Origin of the sequence: Tenacibaculum piscium (genome assembly GCF_021390755.1) — a bacterium.
Lineage (GTDB): Bacteria > Bacteroidota > Bacteroidia > Flavobacteriales > Flavobacteriaceae > Polaribacter > Polaribacter piscius.
The window spans coordinates 1-18,773 of sequence record NZ_JAJGWR010000003.1 but is presented as its reverse complement, the minus strand read 5'-3'; the positions used below and the strand labels follow the sequence as shown (position 1 = coordinate 18,773).

Annotated in this window: 14 protein-coding genes; 10 read left to right on the top strand and 4 right to left on the bottom strand. The window is 30.1% G+C overall.

All coding sequences use genetic code 11. From position 1 onward, the window contains the following. Window positions 1–4 precede the first annotated feature (4 nt). Window positions 5–778 carry a sulfite exporter TauE/SafE family protein gene (locus tag L0U72_RS06310; protein WP_233898691.1) on the bottom strand — a complete coding sequence of 258 codons (774 nt, stop codon included), beginning with the start codon at window positions 776–778 and terminating at the stop codon, window positions 5–7. 94 nt (window positions 779–872) lie between these two features. Then, window positions 873–1,808, bottom strand: a complete 936-nt coding sequence (locus L0U72_RS06305; protein WP_233898690.1) for a helix-turn-helix domain-containing protein — start codon at window positions 1,806–1,808, stop codon at window positions 873–875. Window positions 1,809–2,154: 346 nt separating this feature from the next. Here L0U72_RS06305 and acs point away from each other — a divergent pair, with 346 nt between their 5' ends. The 8 genes from acs (at window position 2,155) to L0U72_RS06265 (ending at window position 10,388) form a co-directional block, all read left to right on the top strand. Then, window positions 2,155–4,062: an acetate--CoA ligase gene (gene acs, locus L0U72_RS06300; RefSeq protein ID WP_233898689.1), complete on the top strand. Its 1,908-nt coding sequence runs from the start codon at window positions 2,155–2,157 to the stop codon at window positions 4,060–4,062. A 90-nt stretch (window positions 4,063–4,152) separates the two neighbouring features. After that, window positions 4,153–5,256 carry a sensor histidine kinase gene (locus L0U72_RS06295; protein WP_233883415.1) on the top strand — a complete coding sequence of 368 codons (1,104 nt, stop codon included), beginning with the start codon at window positions 4,153–4,155 and terminating at the stop codon, window positions 5,254–5,256. A 32-nt stretch (window positions 5,257–5,288) separates the two neighbouring features. Further along, window positions 5,289–6,677 carry a sigma-54-dependent transcriptional regulator gene (locus tag L0U72_RS06290; RefSeq protein WP_233898688.1) on the top strand — a complete coding sequence of 463 codons (1,389 nt, stop codon included), beginning with the start codon at window positions 5,289–5,291 and terminating at the stop codon, window positions 6,675–6,677. A gap of 175 nt (window positions 6,678–6,852) precedes the next feature. Further along, window positions 6,853–7,086 carry a hypothetical protein gene (locus tag L0U72_RS06285; RefSeq protein WP_101916513.1) on the top strand — a complete coding sequence of 78 codons (234 nt, stop codon included), beginning with the start codon at window positions 6,853–6,855 and terminating at the stop codon, window positions 7,084–7,086. 9 nt (window positions 7,087–7,095) lie between these two features. Further along, window positions 7,096–8,394, top strand: a complete 1,299-nt coding sequence (locus L0U72_RS06280) for a Glu/Leu/Phe/Val family dehydrogenase (RefSeq protein ID WP_101916512.1) — start codon at window positions 7,096–7,098, stop codon at window positions 8,392–8,394. A 61-nt stretch (window positions 8,395–8,455) separates the two neighbouring features. Continuing rightward, window positions 8,456–8,836 carry a hypothetical protein gene (locus L0U72_RS06275; RefSeq protein WP_101916511.1) on the top strand — a complete coding sequence of 127 codons (381 nt, stop codon included), beginning with the start codon at window positions 8,456–8,458 and terminating at the stop codon, window positions 8,834–8,836. 188 nt (window positions 8,837–9,024) lie between these two features. Continuing rightward, window positions 9,025–9,597 carry a Crp/Fnr family transcriptional regulator gene (locus L0U72_RS06270; RefSeq protein ID WP_101916813.1) on the top strand — a complete coding sequence of 191 codons (573 nt, stop codon included), beginning with the start codon at window positions 9,025–9,027 and terminating at the stop codon, window positions 9,595–9,597. A 59-nt stretch (window positions 9,598–9,656) separates the two neighbouring features. Next, window positions 9,657–10,388, top strand: a complete 732-nt coding sequence (locus tag L0U72_RS06265) for an acyl-CoA desaturase (RefSeq protein WP_233861450.1) — start codon at window positions 9,657–9,659, stop codon at window positions 10,386–10,388. A 232-nt stretch (window positions 10,389–10,620) separates the two neighbouring features. Here L0U72_RS06265 and L0U72_RS06260 read toward each other — a convergent pair whose 3' ends face one another. Beyond that, entirely contained in the window at window positions 10,621–11,835 is a 1,215-nt protein-coding gene (locus tag L0U72_RS06260) for a BaiN/RdsA family NAD(P)/FAD-dependent oxidoreductase (protein ID WP_233898687.1), read from the bottom strand. Between the two features lie 112 nt (window positions 11,836–11,947). Here L0U72_RS06260 and L0U72_RS06255 point away from each other — a divergent pair, with 112 nt between their 5' ends. Beyond that, window positions 11,948–12,742: an NAD-dependent epimerase/dehydratase family protein gene (locus L0U72_RS06255; protein ID WP_233898686.1), complete on the top strand. Its 795-nt coding sequence runs from the start codon at window positions 11,948–11,950 to the stop codon at window positions 12,740–12,742. 20 nt (window positions 12,743–12,762) lie between these two features. Here the strand turns inward: L0U72_RS06255 and L0U72_RS06250 are convergent, their stop codons facing one another. Continuing rightward, window positions 12,763–14,886 (bottom strand): response regulator, encoded by a 2,124-nt coding sequence (locus L0U72_RS06250; RefSeq protein WP_233898685.1) that lies wholly within the window; start codon window positions 14,884–14,886, stop codon window positions 12,763–12,765. Window positions 14,887–15,106: 220 nt separating this feature from the next. Between L0U72_RS06250 and L0U72_RS06245 the strand changes: the two genes are divergently transcribed. Continuing rightward, the coding region (locus L0U72_RS06245) for a hypothetical protein (RefSeq protein WP_233898684.1) at window positions 15,107–18,773 on the top strand (3,667 nt) is incomplete at its 3' end.

Sequence of the window (18,773 nt, the reverse complement as noted above, 5' to 3'; positions counted from 1 at the left end):
TTACTTAAAATAAATATTTTATCAAAATACGAATACCAACAAAGGCAATCAAAATAGCGGTTGCCTTTTTTAATTGTATCGGATTTAAAAATTGATGACTCAATCGGCTTCCTATTTGACCGCCCAAAAAAACCGTACACAATAAAAGAAGCGTAATATTCCAATTAATTGAAAATTCAGGATTCAAATACTGACCGCCCAATCCCGAAATTGAATTTACTAAAATAAATAAACTCGCCGTTGCTGAAATTCTTTTAGGCGTATCCCAATTCGTTAGATGCAATAATGGGGCTAAAAAAATACCACCGCCAATACCGACCATTCCAGAAATAAATCCTATAAAACCTCCGTAACTCGCATCTTTTAAAAATGGAAATCTTGATTTTTTAGCTATAATATTCGTGTCAATATTCTTGTTTTGCTTCTTGATTTTTTCTCTGTTTTTTTGCCCATTTTTAGAAATCCACATCGTAATTGCACCAAATAAAAGCGTAATTCCTAGTAAAATAAAAAAAAATGTTTGATGTATTCTTAAATATCCGCCGATAAAAGCAAAGGGAATACTACAAAATACCAACGGAATTACTTTTTTAAAATCATACACTTTTTGTCGATGAAAATAAAAAACATTCCCAATAACAACCACAATATTACAAAGTAATGAAGTTGCTCTGATTTGAGTAAATATAAATCCTGTTAACGCCAAAACCGCCAAATAACTAGAGCCTCCGCCAAAACCTACCGAAGAATAGAGTATCGAAATGATGAAAAAAAGCAAAATAATATGCCAATTCGCTAAAAAAATATCAAAAAAAATAAGAATATCAAAAAAAGAAAAAACAGTGGAAAAATGACTCAAAAACATTAAAATATCAATTACTATACGAAATTATATTTTTTAAAGATACTTTAAATTGTTGAGGTGTAACACATTCATTTCTTTTAAATAATCGATTGAAATACGTAACATTATTAAAACCCGTTTTATAAGCGATATCCGCTATATTTTGGTCAGGATTATTTTTAAGCAATTGCTTGGCAAATTTAATTTTTTCATAATTGATATAATCTACAGGCGTAATTCCTAGCGTATTTTTAAATTTTTTGAAAAAATGAGATTTACTCATACACGCTTTTTCGGCAATAATAGCTAAACTTAAATCGTTTTTAGTGATGTTTTCTTTGATATATTTTACCGCATAACCAATCCGAGTATCGCAAAAAGAATAATTCACGTCATTTAATATAATTTTTCGAGCTTTACTTTGTAATAAACGAATAATTAATTCAGGAATCATTAAATTTAGTAAGGCATCTTTCGATTTTGAATTTTTAATATAGGTATTTGTAAGTCTGGAAATTAGTAAATTAATATCCTCGTTATTATTGAGATGCGATGATTTTTTTTTGAAATCCCAATCGTTATTTTCTCGTTCAATAACGGTTTTTTCATTGAAATCATACACGACTTCATTTATTTTATGCTGATCAATAATCAATCCTAAACAAGAAGTCGGATTCGTTAAAGATGCTTCAGGAAAATCAATATTCATACTGTTCGCCTTTGGAATTACCAAAGATTCTCCTGGAACAAATGAAAAAGGTTTTGTCTTATCAAAATGCATTATTTTTTTACCTGTTATCATACTGGCAATAACAGTTGTATCAAAATTAAAAAAAATATTTTTCGTGGTTTCAAAGGTTTCAAAAATAGTTAATTCGGCATATTCCGAAGCGTATTTTGTTCTATTTTCAATAAGTGTTGTTAATTTTCTAGCTTTAATGTGTTCGTTAATTATTGGAATCATGAAGGGTATATTTTGTATATCCTAATTTCGTTATTATATTTAATAACATGGTTTCCTTATTGTTAATAAATCGGTTTAAATACTAAATTTTTTATTATTTTTTTCTAAATATTTTGTTAAAATTTTTATTGAGTTTTTTTATTAAGAGCCTGTTTAGAGCCTGTTTAAATTTTATCAAAAAAAAGAGTAAAAGCAAGATTTTAAAACCGTTAGCTTTTTATAATAAAAAATCCTACTTTTAGATACGTTTTAGAACGCAAAGCTATCTTCATTAAAAAATCATTAAATAATTCAATCAAATACAAAGCAAACAGGAAATAACCATCCATAAAAATTTACGAACATTATGAGTAATTATCATATCAAAAACTTAGAGGAATATTATCAGGTTTACAGAAAATCAATTCGAGAGCCAGAAAATTTTTGGCAAGAAATAGCCGAAGAACATTTTATGTGGCGTAAAAAATGGGACACCGTTTTAAAATACGATTTTTCAAAACCCGAAGTAACATGGTTTGAAGGCGGACAATTAAATATTACAGAAAATTGTATCGACCGACATTTACGAACACGAGGTGAAAAAACAGCTATTTTATTTGAACCCAATAATCCTGATGAAAAAGCACAACATATTTCGTATAAAGAATTGCATCAGCGAGTTTGTAAATTTGCTAATGTTTTAAAAGAAAATGGTATCAAAAAAGGCGATAGAGTCTGTATTTATTTACCAATGATTCCTGAATTAGCCATCTCATTACTCGCTTGTGCCAGAATTGGTGCAGTACATTCCGTAATTTTTGCAGGATTTTCTGCAACAGCCGTAGCAACCAGAATCAATGATTGTCAAGCTAAAATGGTTATTACTTCGGATGGCTCTTTTCGTGGGAAAAAAATCATCGATTTAAAAGGAATTGTAGATGAAGCATTGCAAGAGTGTCAAACCGTTGAAAAAGTACTCGTCGTTAAAAGAACACAGGCAAATATCGAGATGATACAAGGGCGAGATACTTGGTTACAACCTTTATTAGACCAGGCATCCGAAGTTTGTGAACCCGAAATTATGAATGCTGAAGATCCATTATTTATTTTATATACGTCAGGTTCAACAGGTACGCCCAAAGGAATGTTGCACACCACAGCAGGATACATGGTGTATACGGCATATACGTTTAAAAATATTTTTAATTATAAAGAAAATGATGTGTATTGGTGTACTGCCGATATCGGCTGGATTACAGGGCACAGCTATATTGTCTATGGTCCGTTGGCAAATGGGGCAACAACGGTATTGTTTGAAGGCGTACCAAGTTATCCCGATTTTGGACGCTTTTGGGAAATCATCGAAAAACATAAAATTACCCAATTTTATACCGCTCCAACCGCAATTAGAGCCTTGGCAAAAGAAAAATTATCATTTGTAGATTCTCATGATTTATCCTCTTTAAAAGTATTAGGAAGTGTCGGTGAACCGATTAACGAAGAAGCTTGGCACTGGTATAATGATAATGTCGGAAAGAAAAAAAGTCCTATTGTTGATACTTGGTGGCAAACCGAAACTGGAGGAATTATGATTGCACCAATTCCGTATGTAACTCCCATAAAACCTACCTATGCAACACTTCCTTTTATCGGGATTCAACCCGTTTTAATGGATGAAAATGGTATCGAATTAAAAGGAAATCAAGTCGATGGACGCTTATGTATCAAATTTCCGTGGCCAAGTATGGCAAGAACTGTTTGGGGAAATCATCAGCGATATAAAGAAACCTATTTTTCAGCCTTTGAAAATAAATACTTTACAGGCGATGGTGCATTGCGTGATGAGGTTGGTTATTACAGAATAACAGGGCGAGTTGATGATGTTATTATTGTTTCTGGACATAATTTAGGAACTGCACCAATTGAAGATGTTATCAATGAACATCCTGCGGTAGCAGAAAGTGCGATTGTTGGTTTTCCGCATCCGATAAAAGGAAATGCATTGTACGGATACGTTATTTTAAAAGATGTCGGACAAGGCAGAGATCACGATAATTTACGCAAAGAAATCAATCAAATTATAACAGAACATATTGGACCTATCGCAAAATTAAATAAAATTCAATTTACCATCGGATTGCCAAAAACACGTTCAGGTAAAATTATGCGTCGTATTTTACGAAAAATCGCACACAACGAATTAGATAATTTAGGCGATGTTTCCACCCTCTTAAACCCTGAAGTAGTGCAAAATATTATTGATAACAGATTGTAATGCGACCTACAAAATAACTTTTTTTAAGTGAAAATTATTTTATTATAACTAAGTTTGTTTTAATTATATAAGTTATATAGCGATGTTTTCATGGAATTTATATCTACAGAAGAAAAATTAAAAGAACGTATTAAAGAACTAACGTGTCTGTACAATGTTAGTTCTTTGGTGCGAAATACCGATTTCTCAAATATTGAAATATTACTCAAAGGAATCGCTTCCAATGTTGTCGCTTCTATTCGATATCCTGTATCGGCTTTTGTAGCAATAGAAACGCAAAAATATCATGTAGTAGCAGGAAAAGAAGATTTAGATGCAATCTTTATTCTTGATGCGATAAAAGTTTTTGGCGATATAATAGGAACTATAAAAGTAGGATACGCAAGAGCAAAATTTTCTGAAAATGCTTTTTTAGAAGAAGAAAAATTACTGTTAAATAAAGTAGCTTCCGAAATAGGTGATTTTTTTGAACGAAAACAACTCAAAGAACGAGAAATTTTATCAAAAAGACAAATGGAACGTGTCGATAGATTGGCTATTCTAGGCGAAATAACCGCAGGAATAGCACACGAACTAAACACGCCTTTGGCAAATATTTTAGGATTTACAGAATTGCTTCAAGAACGTTTTAAAGAAGATAAAATAGGAGCTAAAGATTTAAAAAAAGTAATCAATAGTGCTATTTATTCCAGAGAAGTCGTTAAAAAATTGATGTTTTTCTCCTGCGAAATGCCACAACAAATGGAAGTGATAAATTGTGTGCCTATCATAAAACAAGCCATTAGTTTATTGCGTCCTAACTTCAGAAAAAAAAATATTACTGCTCAATTACATTTCAACAAAAAAAATATTCCACTAAAAGTAGATAAAATACAATTAACACAAGTAATTTTTAACTTGGTAATTAATGCTATTTATTTTTCACCGATTGATGGAGAAATTGAAATCGAAATTGAACAAACCAAAAGCACTGTAAAGTTAAAAATATCTGATAAAGGAACAGGAATTTCAGCAACAGTAAAAGAAAATATTTTCAATCCGTTTTTTACAACAAAACCAACAGGAGAAGGCTCTGGATTAGGATTAAGCGTTGTTCATGGAATTGTGAAAAGTCATGGAGGAACTATAAAATACAAATCAAATAAACCAACAGGAGCGATATTTATTCTTCGTTTCCCAAGACAGAAAACATAAAAAAAACAAGCGAAATTAAACAAGAAATAAATATGTTAGAACAAGAAAATATCTTAATTGTTGATGATGATATTCATATTCTTGAACTGATTCAACGTCATTTACAATCATTAAATTATCATACGTATAAAGCTATTTCTGTAAAAGAAGCATTGCAAATATTAAAAGATGAAGCTATCGATTTGTTAATTACAGATTTGCAAATGCCAGGCGTAGATGGACTCGAATTATTAAAATATGCGTCTGAACATTTTCCGAAAATTCCAAAATTAGTAGTAACAGGATTTCCTTCTATTGATGGTGCATTAGAGGTTATGAAATCTGGCGCAGTTGATTATATTACAAAACCATTTACCAAGCAAGAATTAAAAACAGCGATTTTAAAATCATTAGAAAATAGTTCTAAACAAAAAAATAGTCGCACAAATAATTCTCAAAATAACACCGCAAATAATACTGCAAAAAACACTGAAAACACAAAAAATAGCACTTCTTATGGAGAAATGATTGGTACGTCATCGGCTATAAAAAAAGTTACCGATATCATTGAACGACTTAAAAATAACAAAGCAACGGTATTTATTTCTGGTGAAAGTGGTACAGGAAAAGAGTTGGTCGCACGTTCTATTCACTATATGGGGAAATTTTCCGCAGCACCATTTATCGCCGTAAATTGTGGCGCAATTCCTGAAAATTTGTTAGAATCGGAACTTTTTGGATACATAAAAGGAGCTTTTACAGGAGCAGACACCAATAGAGCAGGGTTTTTTCAAGCAGCCAATAACGGAACGTTGTTTCTAGACGAAATAGGAAACGCATCGCTAGCAACACAATTACGTTTACTAAGAGTTTTACAAGAAAAAGAAATTGTAAGAGTTGGCTCACAAAAAGTAGAAAAAATTGATGTTCGTGTCATTGCTGCCACAAATATCGATTTGAAAGAATTGATAAAAAAAGGACGCTTTAGAGAAGATTTATATTACCGATTAACCGTTGTTCAAATAGAAGTTCCTACCTTAAAAGAACGTGTTACAGATATTCCTCTATTAATAGAGAAATTCCTTTTTAAATACGGAATCGAATACAAAGATAAATTTATAAAAATAAGCCCAGAAGCCGTTGAAATACTACAAAGATATCATTGGCCAGGCAATATTAGAGAACTAGAAAATGTGATGCAACGTGCCGTAATTATGTGTGATAAATCTATTGAAATAGAGCATTTACCAGCCTATGTGAAATATCAAATAAATTTTACGCAAAACGATGAATTAATATCTTTAAAAGAATTTGAAAAAAAATATATTACCCAAGTTTTAGTAGCAACTAATAATAATAAAACCAAAGCCGCTGCAATTCTGAAAATAGATAGAAAAACACTTCGAGAGAAATTAAAAGAAACAATACCTAAAAACGAGTAAAAATTACCTATACGGGGAAATAATACCCAATTTGATAATTTTATAAAATCAATTTATAAAACACTAATAATTTGATTATCAGTAGATATGAGTAATTTTTAGTGTTTTTTTTGTGCGTTTATTTTTTTTGGTACAGCTGTTGCAATTATCAAAACGTAATCAAATATTATTATTTATGAATACTTATAAAAAAAGTTTGTGTGCTACTTGTATTGAAGTCGATTCTTGTAGCCTAACGTCTAATAAAATTTTTATTTGGTCTTGTAGTGAATTTGATGAAAAACAAGTATCAGAAAAAAAACAAATATCAGAAATAAAACAGCTATCAGAAATAAAAAGAACCAGAAAAACTGTTGAAAATATAGGTTTTGAAAACATCAAAAGTAAAAAAGAATTTGCACTTATTTAATTAAAAAAAATGACAGTAATAAAAGAATTAAAACAGCAAAAAGAAGCACCAAAACAAGGAATGTTGGAAAATGTAATGAAGCAATTCAATACCGCATCCGATTTGGTAAACTTAAATCCGAATATCAAAAAAATATTAGGAATTACAAATAATGAGTTAATTATTCATTTTCCAGTTCGTATGGATAATGGCGATGTTGAAATTTTTAAAGGATATCGCGTGCAACATAACAATGCTTTAGGACCTTATAAAGGAGGATTACGATATCATCCAACAATTGATATTGATGCCGTAAAAGCATTAGCAATGTGGATGACTTGGAAAACTTCTTTAACAGGATTGCCGTATGGAGGTGCAAAAGGAGGTATTCAAATGGATCCTAAAAAATATTCAAAATCAGAATTAGAACGCATTACAAGGCGTTTTACCTTTGCTTTAGGTGATAATATAGGACCAGAACACGATATTCCTGCACCAGATGTAAATACCAATGCACAAACAATGGCATGGATTGCAGATACTTATATGTCGACAAAAGCTCCTGCAGAAAGATCTAAAAATCAACACGTTGTTACAGGGAAACCAATCGGTTCAGGAGGTTTAGAAGGACGTGATAGAGCTACAGGATACGGCGTATTTTTAAATATTAAATTCTGGGCAGCACAAAAAAATGTTCCCCTTAAAGATAAAAAGTTTATCGTTCAAGGTTTTGGAAATGTTGGTTTTTGGGCAGCACATTTCCTAGAGAAAGAAGGTGCGAAAATGGTCGCTGTACAAGATGCTTTTGGAACAATCAGTAATCCTGAAGGAATTAAAGTAGAAGATTTATTCGAATACACCAAGTTTAATAAAGGAAGTATTGTTGGTTTTGCAAATACAACCGCAGTAAATAAAGAAGATTTCTTCGGATTAGCTTGTGATATCTGTATTCCTGCAGCTTTAGGAAATCAAATTACAAAAGAAAATCAATCAGAAATAAAAGCTTTTTTAATTGCCGAAGGTGCGAATGGACCTACAACTGTTGACGCTGAAAAATTATTATTAGAACGAGGAGTTACTATTATTCCTGATATTTTATGTAATTCTGGAGGAGTTATTGGAAGTTATTTCGAATGGTTACAAAATCGAAATGGCGAATTATGGGAACTTGATGAAATTATGGCTAGGCTCGATAAAAAAATGAAAGAAGTCTTCAATAGAGTGCTGAAAATGTGTGAAACTAGAAAATTAGACATGCGATCAGCAGCTTATGTATTGGCAATAGAACGCATTGAAACAGCCTATGTACAACGTGGAATTTTTCCATAAATCGCTGATAACAGGTTGTATATCTAGGTAAAAAAACAAGAAATATAAAACATAAAAGAGTATGGAATCAAATACCTACACCGATTACGATGCTGAAACACAAATAATCCAAAGTAGAAGCTTCAGGGAATTAGATATGTGGATTTCTCATGTAAATTATATTGCTGATGAAGGTGATCGTTTGGCAAAATTAGCATCTAATATCTTAAAAAATAAAAGTTTAAGAGATGAATTATTATCGATTATTAAAAATAATTCAGAACTTTTAATAACACTTCATCATACTAGAAATGAAACCGAAAAATTAAATGAATGTGATGATGTCGCTTGTGATTTATTTTATTTAAATGAACACGAAAAAGCAAGATCATTATACGCAAAACATATTAAAGAGTATCGAAAACGAAAAGAAGAAGTGTTTTTACTTCTTTTAAATGAATAGTTTACATTGTCATTGTATTCTTTTTAGTTGATTTTTAAATAATTCCGCAATAATTTTTAAATCAGGCACCATAAATTTATTTTTATGGTGTTTTTTTGTGGATAAATTTATTTTCCTTTGGATAAAAACAGTAGTATCTTGCCTGAAATTATAGCTTGAATTAAAACGGCTGATAACGTACTATGAGTATTGTAAATATTAGAACTTATTTAGAGAAATCGCTATTAATTAATGACACTGATTGGAATTTTTTTACAGCCCGATTGCAATTTAGAAAAGTAAAAAAACGTACTAAACTTTTAGAAATTGGCGAAATAGAAGAGTATATTTCTTTTATTGATAAAGGAATTATACGTTTTTTTATTCCTAAAGAAGATAAAGACAAAGAAATTACATTTGGATTTTGTTTTAGTAACGAATTTGTAAGTGCTTATGATTCTTTTTTAACACAATCTCCTACACTTTATGAGTTAGAAACCCTTACCGATGTGGAGATGTGGAGTATGTCGTATGCTGATTTACAGGAAGTATATCAAAAAACGAGTATCGGAAATACTTTAGGGCGAATTTCTTCGGAACGTTTATTTTTGATAAAATCCAAACGAGAACAATCTTTATTAAATGAAACTGCGGAGGAACGTTATTTGAAATTATTTGATGAACGTCCGAAGCTTATCAAAGAAATTCCGTTAAAATATATTGCGTCTTATATTGGCGTAACTGCACAGGCTTTAAGCCGTATCAGACGGCGAATTACTTAACTTGGGTTCATTTTTTTTTTGCTATAAAAATTGGTTCTTTGTCGTCTAAATTAACAAGAATGACAATAGTACTTTTTATAATTTTTTTATGGTATTCGGGCTTATTTTTTCAAACCTTTTTTTTACATAGATATGCTGCACATCAGAGTTTTACGATGTCAAAAATTGGTGAAAAAGTATGTTTTATACTTACGTGGTTTTTTCAGGGTTCAAATTATTTAAGTGCCTACGGATATGGCGTAATGCACCGAATGCATCATGCGTATGCCGATACCGAAAAAGACCCACATTCACCGAAATATGATGAAAATCTTTTTAAAATGATGTGGCGTACCAAGAATATTTATCAAGATATTAACAATCAACGTATAGAAATTGCTCCTAAATTCACTAAAAATGTACCGCAATGGAAAAGCTTCGATACTTTTGCAAGTTCTAAGTTTTCACGATTAACGTGGGCTTTATTATACATCACATTTTTTGCTTTTTTCGCAACTTCTTGGTGGCAGTGGTTATTATTGCCTGTGGCTTTTTTTATGGCACCAATCCACGGAGTTATCATTAATTGGTTTGCACATATTTACGGATATGTAAATTTTAAAGTAAGCGATACGTCTAAAAATTTATTGCCTTTTGATTTTTTAATGATGGGCGAGGGCTATCATAATAATCACCATGCACACGGCGGACGTGCCAATTTTGGTGGCGTACGATGGCATGAAGTTGATGTAACTTATATGATAATGATTGTTTTAGATAAACTAAAATTAATTCAACTTAAAAAGTTTTAATTAAGAACTTGTTTAAATTTCATCTGAAAAAAGACAGAAAATAAGAAATAGAATCTATCAACCTGAATTTATTTTCAGGTTGATAGATTTGCTGTATTTTTAGCTTTTTTTGATAATTCTTGTCAATTCGAGTGATTTTGATGATTAAAAAAGTTCTCGATGCAATTTTTTTGAAGGAAAAAAACACTCGAACTGACAGTTTATTTAATTTTTAAATAGGCTCTAAAATTTATTATTTTTTATCATTTAGATAATCAGCAACAAAAACGCCCATACTAAAACAGCCTTGCAATAAATAACCGCCAGTTGGAGCGTTCCAATCGAGCATTTCACCGATGCAAAAAGTATTTTTAAGTTGATGAAGTTCAAAATTTTCATCAACTTCTTCTAAAGCAATTCCGCCAGTTGTAGAAATCGCTTCATCTAATTGTGCAGAATCCTCTATAATAAGTGGCAAGGCTTTTATTTTTTGTGATAAAATTTGTTTATTTAGATATTCTTTTTTAGATAAAATAGTTTTTACTAAATCAATTTGAACGGAGCTTAATTTCAAGATTTTTTTAAGAATATCAGTAATGCTATAATTTGATGTATTTATTTTTTTGAAGATTTCTTCTAAAGTAAACATCGGTTTTAAATCGATAAAAATACTAGCTTTTTTCTTAGATAAATTAGTTGAAATGTTTGAAAGTTGCGTTTGTATTTGTGGGCTTAGGGCGTAAATTGCATTTCCTTCCAAGCCAAATTTGGTGATGACCAGTTCTCCTTTCTGGGTTTTATCCGAAGAAGAAAGTGCGATATTTTTTAAAGGTTTTCCTTCATTTTTTAAAATAAAATCGGATTTCCATGGAATTTTATAAGCACAATTTGCAGGTAAAAAAGGATGTGTTTTAATATTTTTATTTTCAAAAATAGGTTTCCAATTTCCATCAGAACCTGTAATTTTCCAACTTCCGCCTCCCATCGAAAAAATAGTATAATCGGCTGAAATAATACACTCTTTATTTTGATGCGTAAAAATCAAATCATTAGTAATATTCCAACCTTTCCACTTATAATCACATAAAAATTGAACGCCTTTATCCGCAGAAAATTGTTTTATTTTTGATAAAACAGTAATCGGTTTTATACCTTTTTCAGGATAAATTCGGTTGCTACTTCCCTTAAAAGTCGGGATTTTTAATTCTAATAACCAATCTCGTAAATCATCATTTGAAAAATGTAATAAAGCGTTTTTAAGAAAAAAATCGGGTGTATACTTGCCAATCATCTTATTGATATTTTCGCCGTGACTAAGGTTGAAACCACCATCACCAGCGACTAAAAATTTGCGTCCTACTGATTTTTTTTGCTCATAAATAGTAACGTTAAATTTAGTTGTATCTAAAAATGCACTGGCAAAAAGTGCCGAAGCACCTCCGCCAATAATGGCTATTGATTTTTTCATTTGGCAAAATTACTATTTGTTTTATCAAAATAATAAATAGAAAAATATATTTCGTTTTTTTAGTAGATATTTGCATGATGAAAAAATATATTTCGGAATTAATAGTATTAAAATGAAAAATACAAGTATTTTAGGGTGTGGTTGGCTTGGAAAACCTTTAGCATTATCTTTGATAAATAAAGGGTTTATTGTGAAAGGTTCAACAACCTCGTTGGATAAACTCCCAATTTTAAAAGATACAGGAATTTCGCCTTTTTTAATTGATATTGATAATTTAGATAATAATCTTAAAGAAGAATTTAATAATAATTCTGATGAAAATATTCAGAAATTTTTGACTTCTGAAATACTTATTGTCGCAATTACTTCAAAAAATGTGGCAGGATTTCAAAATTTTATCCAACAAATTGAAAAATCAAGCATTCAAAAAGTAATTTTTATTAGTTCAACTTCTGTGTATCCGAGTTTAAATAAATCGATGGACGAAAAAGAACAAACACTAAATTCTCCTTTAGTCGAAATTGAAAATTATTTTAAAGAAAACAATCATTTTGATACCACAATACTCCGTTTTGCAGGATTATTCGGGCAAGAACGACAAGCAGGAAATTGGTTTCAAAATAAGAAAATTCCGCATCCAAAAGGGTTTGTAAATATGATTCATCAACAAGATTGTATCAATATTATAACCGAAATAATTGTTCAAAATGCTTGGAATGAAACTTTTAATGCCTGTTCAAATCATCATCCTACACGCGAAGAATATTATATAAATGCACGAAAAACAATGCAAAAAGAATCACCAATTTTTGATGATTCCTTACCATTAAAATATAAAATTATCAACTCTAAAAAAGTACAAAATCATTTAAAATATACGTTTATTTACGATGATTTGTTAGCCTAAAAAGTATTATAAATCAGTGCTTAATTTTCTATAAAAAAGCGTTCTTCTAGTTTTTTATAAAAATAAGTGGCATTGTAAACACCCACTGCATCGGCTAGTTCTTTTTTACGGATACTTGGATTTTCATCTAAAAGAACCCGTGCTTTTTGAAGTCGTGCTTCGTTAATTACTTCATTGGGAGTTTGCCCCAAAATAAGCTTTGTTTTTCGAAAAACACTACTTCTTGATAAATTCATTAAGCTAGCCAAATCATCGACACCAAAATTCTTATTTTCAATATTATCCCAAATATAGTTTTTTAACTGTTTATCAAAAATAAGTGAATTATCTTCTAAAAACATTTTGTCTTCTGGAGCTATTTTAGCTTCAAGTACATTAATTTGGTCATATAAAGCGATAGAACGTGTTATGGTAATACGTAATTGTTCCTCTAGAAAAGGTTTTGTTATATAATCATCAATACCTAAACGGAGCATATTTAATTTTCCTGTGTCATCTTTTCTTGCTGTTATAACTATTACAGGCGTTTTTAAACCTCGTTTTTTTACTGCTTTTACAAATTCCAAACCGTCCATTACAGGCATCATATAATCGGTAATAATTGTGTTAAAAGTGGCGGTTTTTAAAATTTCTAGCGCTTCTTGTCCGTTGGTGGCTTCGGTTATAGTGTGTTTTTTTAAAACTAACTTTAAATAATCGCGCATATCTTCATTATCTTCCACAATTAAAATAGATTTTTTGCTTTTTGGACTAACTTTTAAAGAGCTATTATTATTATTATGTTTGAAATTTTCATTATTTTTATTATGCTCGATGAACAATATATCGTCATTTGGTACACTTTCTTGAATAAAAATAGTTGGAATCGTTATTTTAAAAATAGTTTCTTTTTCAGGAATACTTGTTACATCTAATAAAAACCCGTGTGCTTCTAGCAGATTTTTTGTAAATGATAAGCCAATACCACTTCCTTGACTTTTTGTAATATGATTTTTAGATTGATAAAATCGAGTGAAAATTTTAGCGATATCTTCCGTAGGAATACCAATTCCAGTATCTATAATTTCAATAGATAAATTTTTATCATAAATAATATTAATGCGAACGTTTCCGTTTTTTGGAGTAAACTTCAAAGCATTATGTAGTAAATTATTTAATGAACTGGTAAATAATTCTTCATCTATTTGGATGCTTATTTGGGGTATTTCTTGAGAAATTTCAAATGAAATATCTTTCTTTTGAAACAAAACCTGATAATCGGTATATAATTTAGTTATCAAAAGTGATACCGAAACAAATTTTGTATTTAAAACTAATTTATTTTCTTCTAGTTTACTTAAATCTAAAATGTTATCTACAATATTCTGAATATATTGTGTTTGATGTTGTATTTTTTCCATCATTTGCTTATTCTCGGTATCATCATTTTTAAAAACAATGTGAGAAGCATAGCCTTTTATAAGCGTTAAAGGCGTGCGTATTTCGTGTGAAAGATTTACAAAAAAATGAGATTTAAATTGCTCTAATTCTTTTAATGCTATTTGTTGCTCTTCTAATAAAACTTTATCTTCTAAAACCTTATTTTTTTCAATTTCAAGTAATCGTTCGTTTTTGTTATTTAATTTTTTGAAAAATTGAACAATCAAAAAAACTCCCAAAAATAATACCAACGCATTTAGATAACCAAAATATTGATCAGGATATAACTTCCAATAAAGATTAGGCAAGTAAAAAGCCATTACAGATAGAATTAAGGATCCATAATGAATGTACTTATTATCAAAAAAGAAAAGTGTAAACAATGGAATTACAATATATTGATATTCGCCATAATACCCTATAAAAGCATAATTACAATGATAAAAGAGTACTGAAAAAACACTTAATGTAAAAATGATTCTGGATATTTTAGAGTATCCTTTGTGTTGAAAAAAAACAATAGCGATATAAATTGTTATCTCAAAAAGTAACGTAATTGTTTTTTCTGTATTTAAAGAATTAGTGAAATAATCAAAAAATAAAAAGAAAATAGCATCAATAGAAGAAATATAACTAGCTAAATTAAGAACGCGTACCCGCTTTTTTTCTTTGACAGAACTAACTTTTTCAACACCAATATTTACTAAACTAGTATATAATTTCATAAAAATAAATTAAAATGCTATTTAAATATTTAATCAAATATAAAAGATAGCAACTTAAAAATATTAAAAAAAGTTGCTATTTCTGTAAGATGACACTATTAAAAGGTTTTGACACAAATAGAAGTTTAATTACTTGATTTTGATATGTATAAATTTTTTATGAGACTGCTTAAAACAGCAATTAAAGTAGTTTTGTTGTAAGAATTTAAATTATTTAACTATGAAAACAAAACTATTTTTAGTATTACTCTTTATAAGTAATATTACTTTTTCACAAATTACGAACCCTGTTCAAAACAATCTTGAGCGTTCGTATGAGTTTGTAAATGGAAGTTTAACAGATACTAAAAACGGAGTTGATTTAGTGCAAGGAGCACAATCAACAGTAACTTTAGTTCCAGATAGGCACGGAGTTCCAAATGATGCCGTGCAATTTAGTAACTATCCTACTACTTCGTATTCTCAATTAACAGCGACACCTGTTGGAGGAGCAAGAAAAAAATCATTTAGTTTTTGGATGAAAACAAGTACGAATGATAATACTTCTAGACATATTGTAAACAACCATACTGCGATGGTTTATTTAAGAGACGGTAAAATAGGAGCACATATTTCAGGGTATCATAAAGCAACTGGAAAATCAAAAACTACGGTAGCTATTTCAAAAGCATCAACAAGAACTATTGATGATGGTAATTGGCATCATATTGTTGTGAATTTAGAAGTACATGTACCTAGTATTGCATCTAACTACAGAACATTAACTTATTTATATGATTTTTATATAGACGGTGTTCATGAAACACAACAATATCATACAGCAAGTTTTTATGTAACAGGAGCTTCTCCTACACCACCTTATGGCTATGGATTTAATACACCTTCTTCTTTTAATATCGGTAGAAATTATGAAGATATTGTTGATGATATATCTGTTTATAATGGTATTTTAACACAAGCGGAAGTTACAACGTTATATAGTTCTACAGTAACTATTCCTGATGCTAATTTTAAAAATGAATTAATAAATTTAGTAGATAATAACTTTGATGGAGAAATACAAGTTTCAGAAGCAGCAAGTTATACAGGTGTAATTAATGTAAATGGTAAAAATATTGCTGATTTAACAGGAATTGAAGCTTTCAGAAAAGTAACAAATTTAAATTGTTCAAATAATAATTTAATAAGTTTAGATTTAAGTAGAAATATCGCTTTAACAACTGTTGATTGTAGTGCAAATCAAATTACAGGAAATATAGATGTAAGTAAAAATAAAGCATTAATATTATTTAATATTAGTAATAATAATGTGATAACACTTAATGTTGCGAATACTAATAATGCTAATTTAACAATATTAAATACAACAACAAATGCTAATTTAGTTTGTATCAATCCTGATGCTGGTTTTACACCAACGGCATCTTGGTTAAAAGACGCTACGGCTTCTTATAGTGATACTTGTTTTCCAAAATTAATAACAAATGTTGTTGGTGATGGTAGTATAACAATCAATCCCATATCAGCAGATAGTACCTATACTTATGCTACAGCTGTTGCATTAACTCCAAATCCAGCATCAGCAAGTCATCAATTTACAGGTTGGAGTGGCGATGCTACGGGAACTACAAATCCATTAAATATAACAATTAATTCGGATACTAATATTACGGCAAATTTTTCATTTACCCCAACAACTTTTTACGTAAATAAAAATGTAACTGGCGGAAATAACGATGGTAGTTCTTGGGCAAATGCTTTTGCTACGATTCAAGAAGCAATAAATGTTGCAGGGGTTTATGGAGATGAAATTTGGATTGCAAAAGGAACATATACACCTCACGCCTCTAATAGAAACACTTCTTTTTATATCAATAAAGATAAATTAAAAGTTTACGGAGGTTTTGCAGGAACTGAAACGCAATTATCACAAAGAGATATGACCAAAATTCATACGGATAATGCGACCATTTTATCAGGAGATTTAAATAATGATGATACTGGTCTTTCTTTTGCAGCAGCAAATAGAACGGAAAATAGTTATCATGTTGTTGAAGTATCAAAAGAAAATACCATGTTAGATGGTTTAATTATTTCTGACGGTCAGGGAGATTTCGTAGCTGCATCTGGAGATAATACTTATGGTGCTGGAATTTTTAAAGCTTTTAAAGTAAGAGCCTTTACGATGAGAAATACTATTATTGAAAATAACGTAGCACAATCAGCGGCTGGGCTTATGTTAAAATATGATGCGTATCAAGAAGCTATTAAAAATGCTGTTTATACAATTGATAAATGTGTTTTTAAAAATAATTTAGCACAATCAGCTTCAGCGTTACATGTTTCTCCTTATATTAATACAGCAAATACTATTAATTTATCAATAACAAACTCATTATTTGATAGCAATAAAACAGTAGATTATCTTACAAAAAAAGCTATTGGAAGTAGTAATGGTTATATAGAGTCAATGACTCAAGGAACAATAAGTGTTGTTATTGTTAACAATACTTTTGTAAATAGTATGAATAATGGTACAGGAGGAGGAGAGTATGCTAGTTTAATAATATCTAGAAGAAACCCTGGAGTTTTAAATGGCGTAGTTGCTAATAATATTTTTTGGGGAAATATAAGTAATGGAGCAACCTCAAAAGCAATAGGGAATAAACCACATAATTCTTATGTTAGTATCGCAGGTAGTTTAATTTCTAATTCAATTGATGAAGATAATTTTTCAAACCTAATAGGAACTACAAATACAAGTAATACAAATCCTAACTTAGATGCTGATTTTAAATTACAAGCAACTTCGTTAAGTGCTTTAAATGCTGGTTCAAACAGTAAATTACCAAGTAATTTAACCAAAGATTTAGCAGGAAATGACCGTGTTTATAACGGCGTTATCGATTTAGGAGCATATGAATTTTTATCAGGAGCGATAACTTCTACAGCTTGGACGGGTGCTACTGATAATAACTGGGGACTTCCTTCTAACTGGAATAACGGCGCACCAACAAATACTTTAGATGCATTTATTTTTAACGGAGCAACAAATTATCCTGTAATTTCAAATAGTGCGAATGCTAAAGATATTACTATTGAAAATTCAGCAAGTTTAACAATTTCGCCATCGGCAAATTTAACGGCTGAAAATATTATTACAAATGATAAATTAACCATTGAATCTGATGTAAATAATTATGGAAGTTTAAAAGTTACCAATTCTGTAACAGGAAAAGCAACCTATAAAAGTTATGTTTCGGATAAATGGCATTTAATAGGTTCGCCAGTTGTTGGGCAAGATGTTGCATCTTTTGTAACAAATAGTTCATTGGTAAGCGGAACGGTAAACCCGAATCATAAAGGATTAGGAATTTATGAAAATGCAAATGCTGCTCCTTGGACATATTATAAAAATACGTTATCGTGGGGAAATTTTGATACTGCAAAAGCGTATGCCATCAAAAAAACTACGGCAGGAACAGTTGATTTTACAGGAACAATAACTACTGATAATGTTCAATATAGCGCAACAGGAAACGCAAATAATACATTTGAAATGATTTCGAATCCATACACGGCATATCTTAATGCTAATAGTGGAGCAAATAGTATTTTATCTGAAAATTCATCAAATTTAAAAAGTACGAATGCTGCATTGTATTTTTGGAATGATACCACAAAAAATTATGATGTTGTAAATAATACAAGTTCACCAAGTCGATTAAAACCAGGACAAGGATTTTTTGTGCAAATGGCAACGACAAATGGTGTTGTTAATTTTACGCCAGCGATGTTATTACATCAACAATCATCAAGTTCAAGGCAAGCAGTTCAAACGTCGGTAGCTTTAACAATTTCTGATGAAAAATCAAAAGGAAATACTA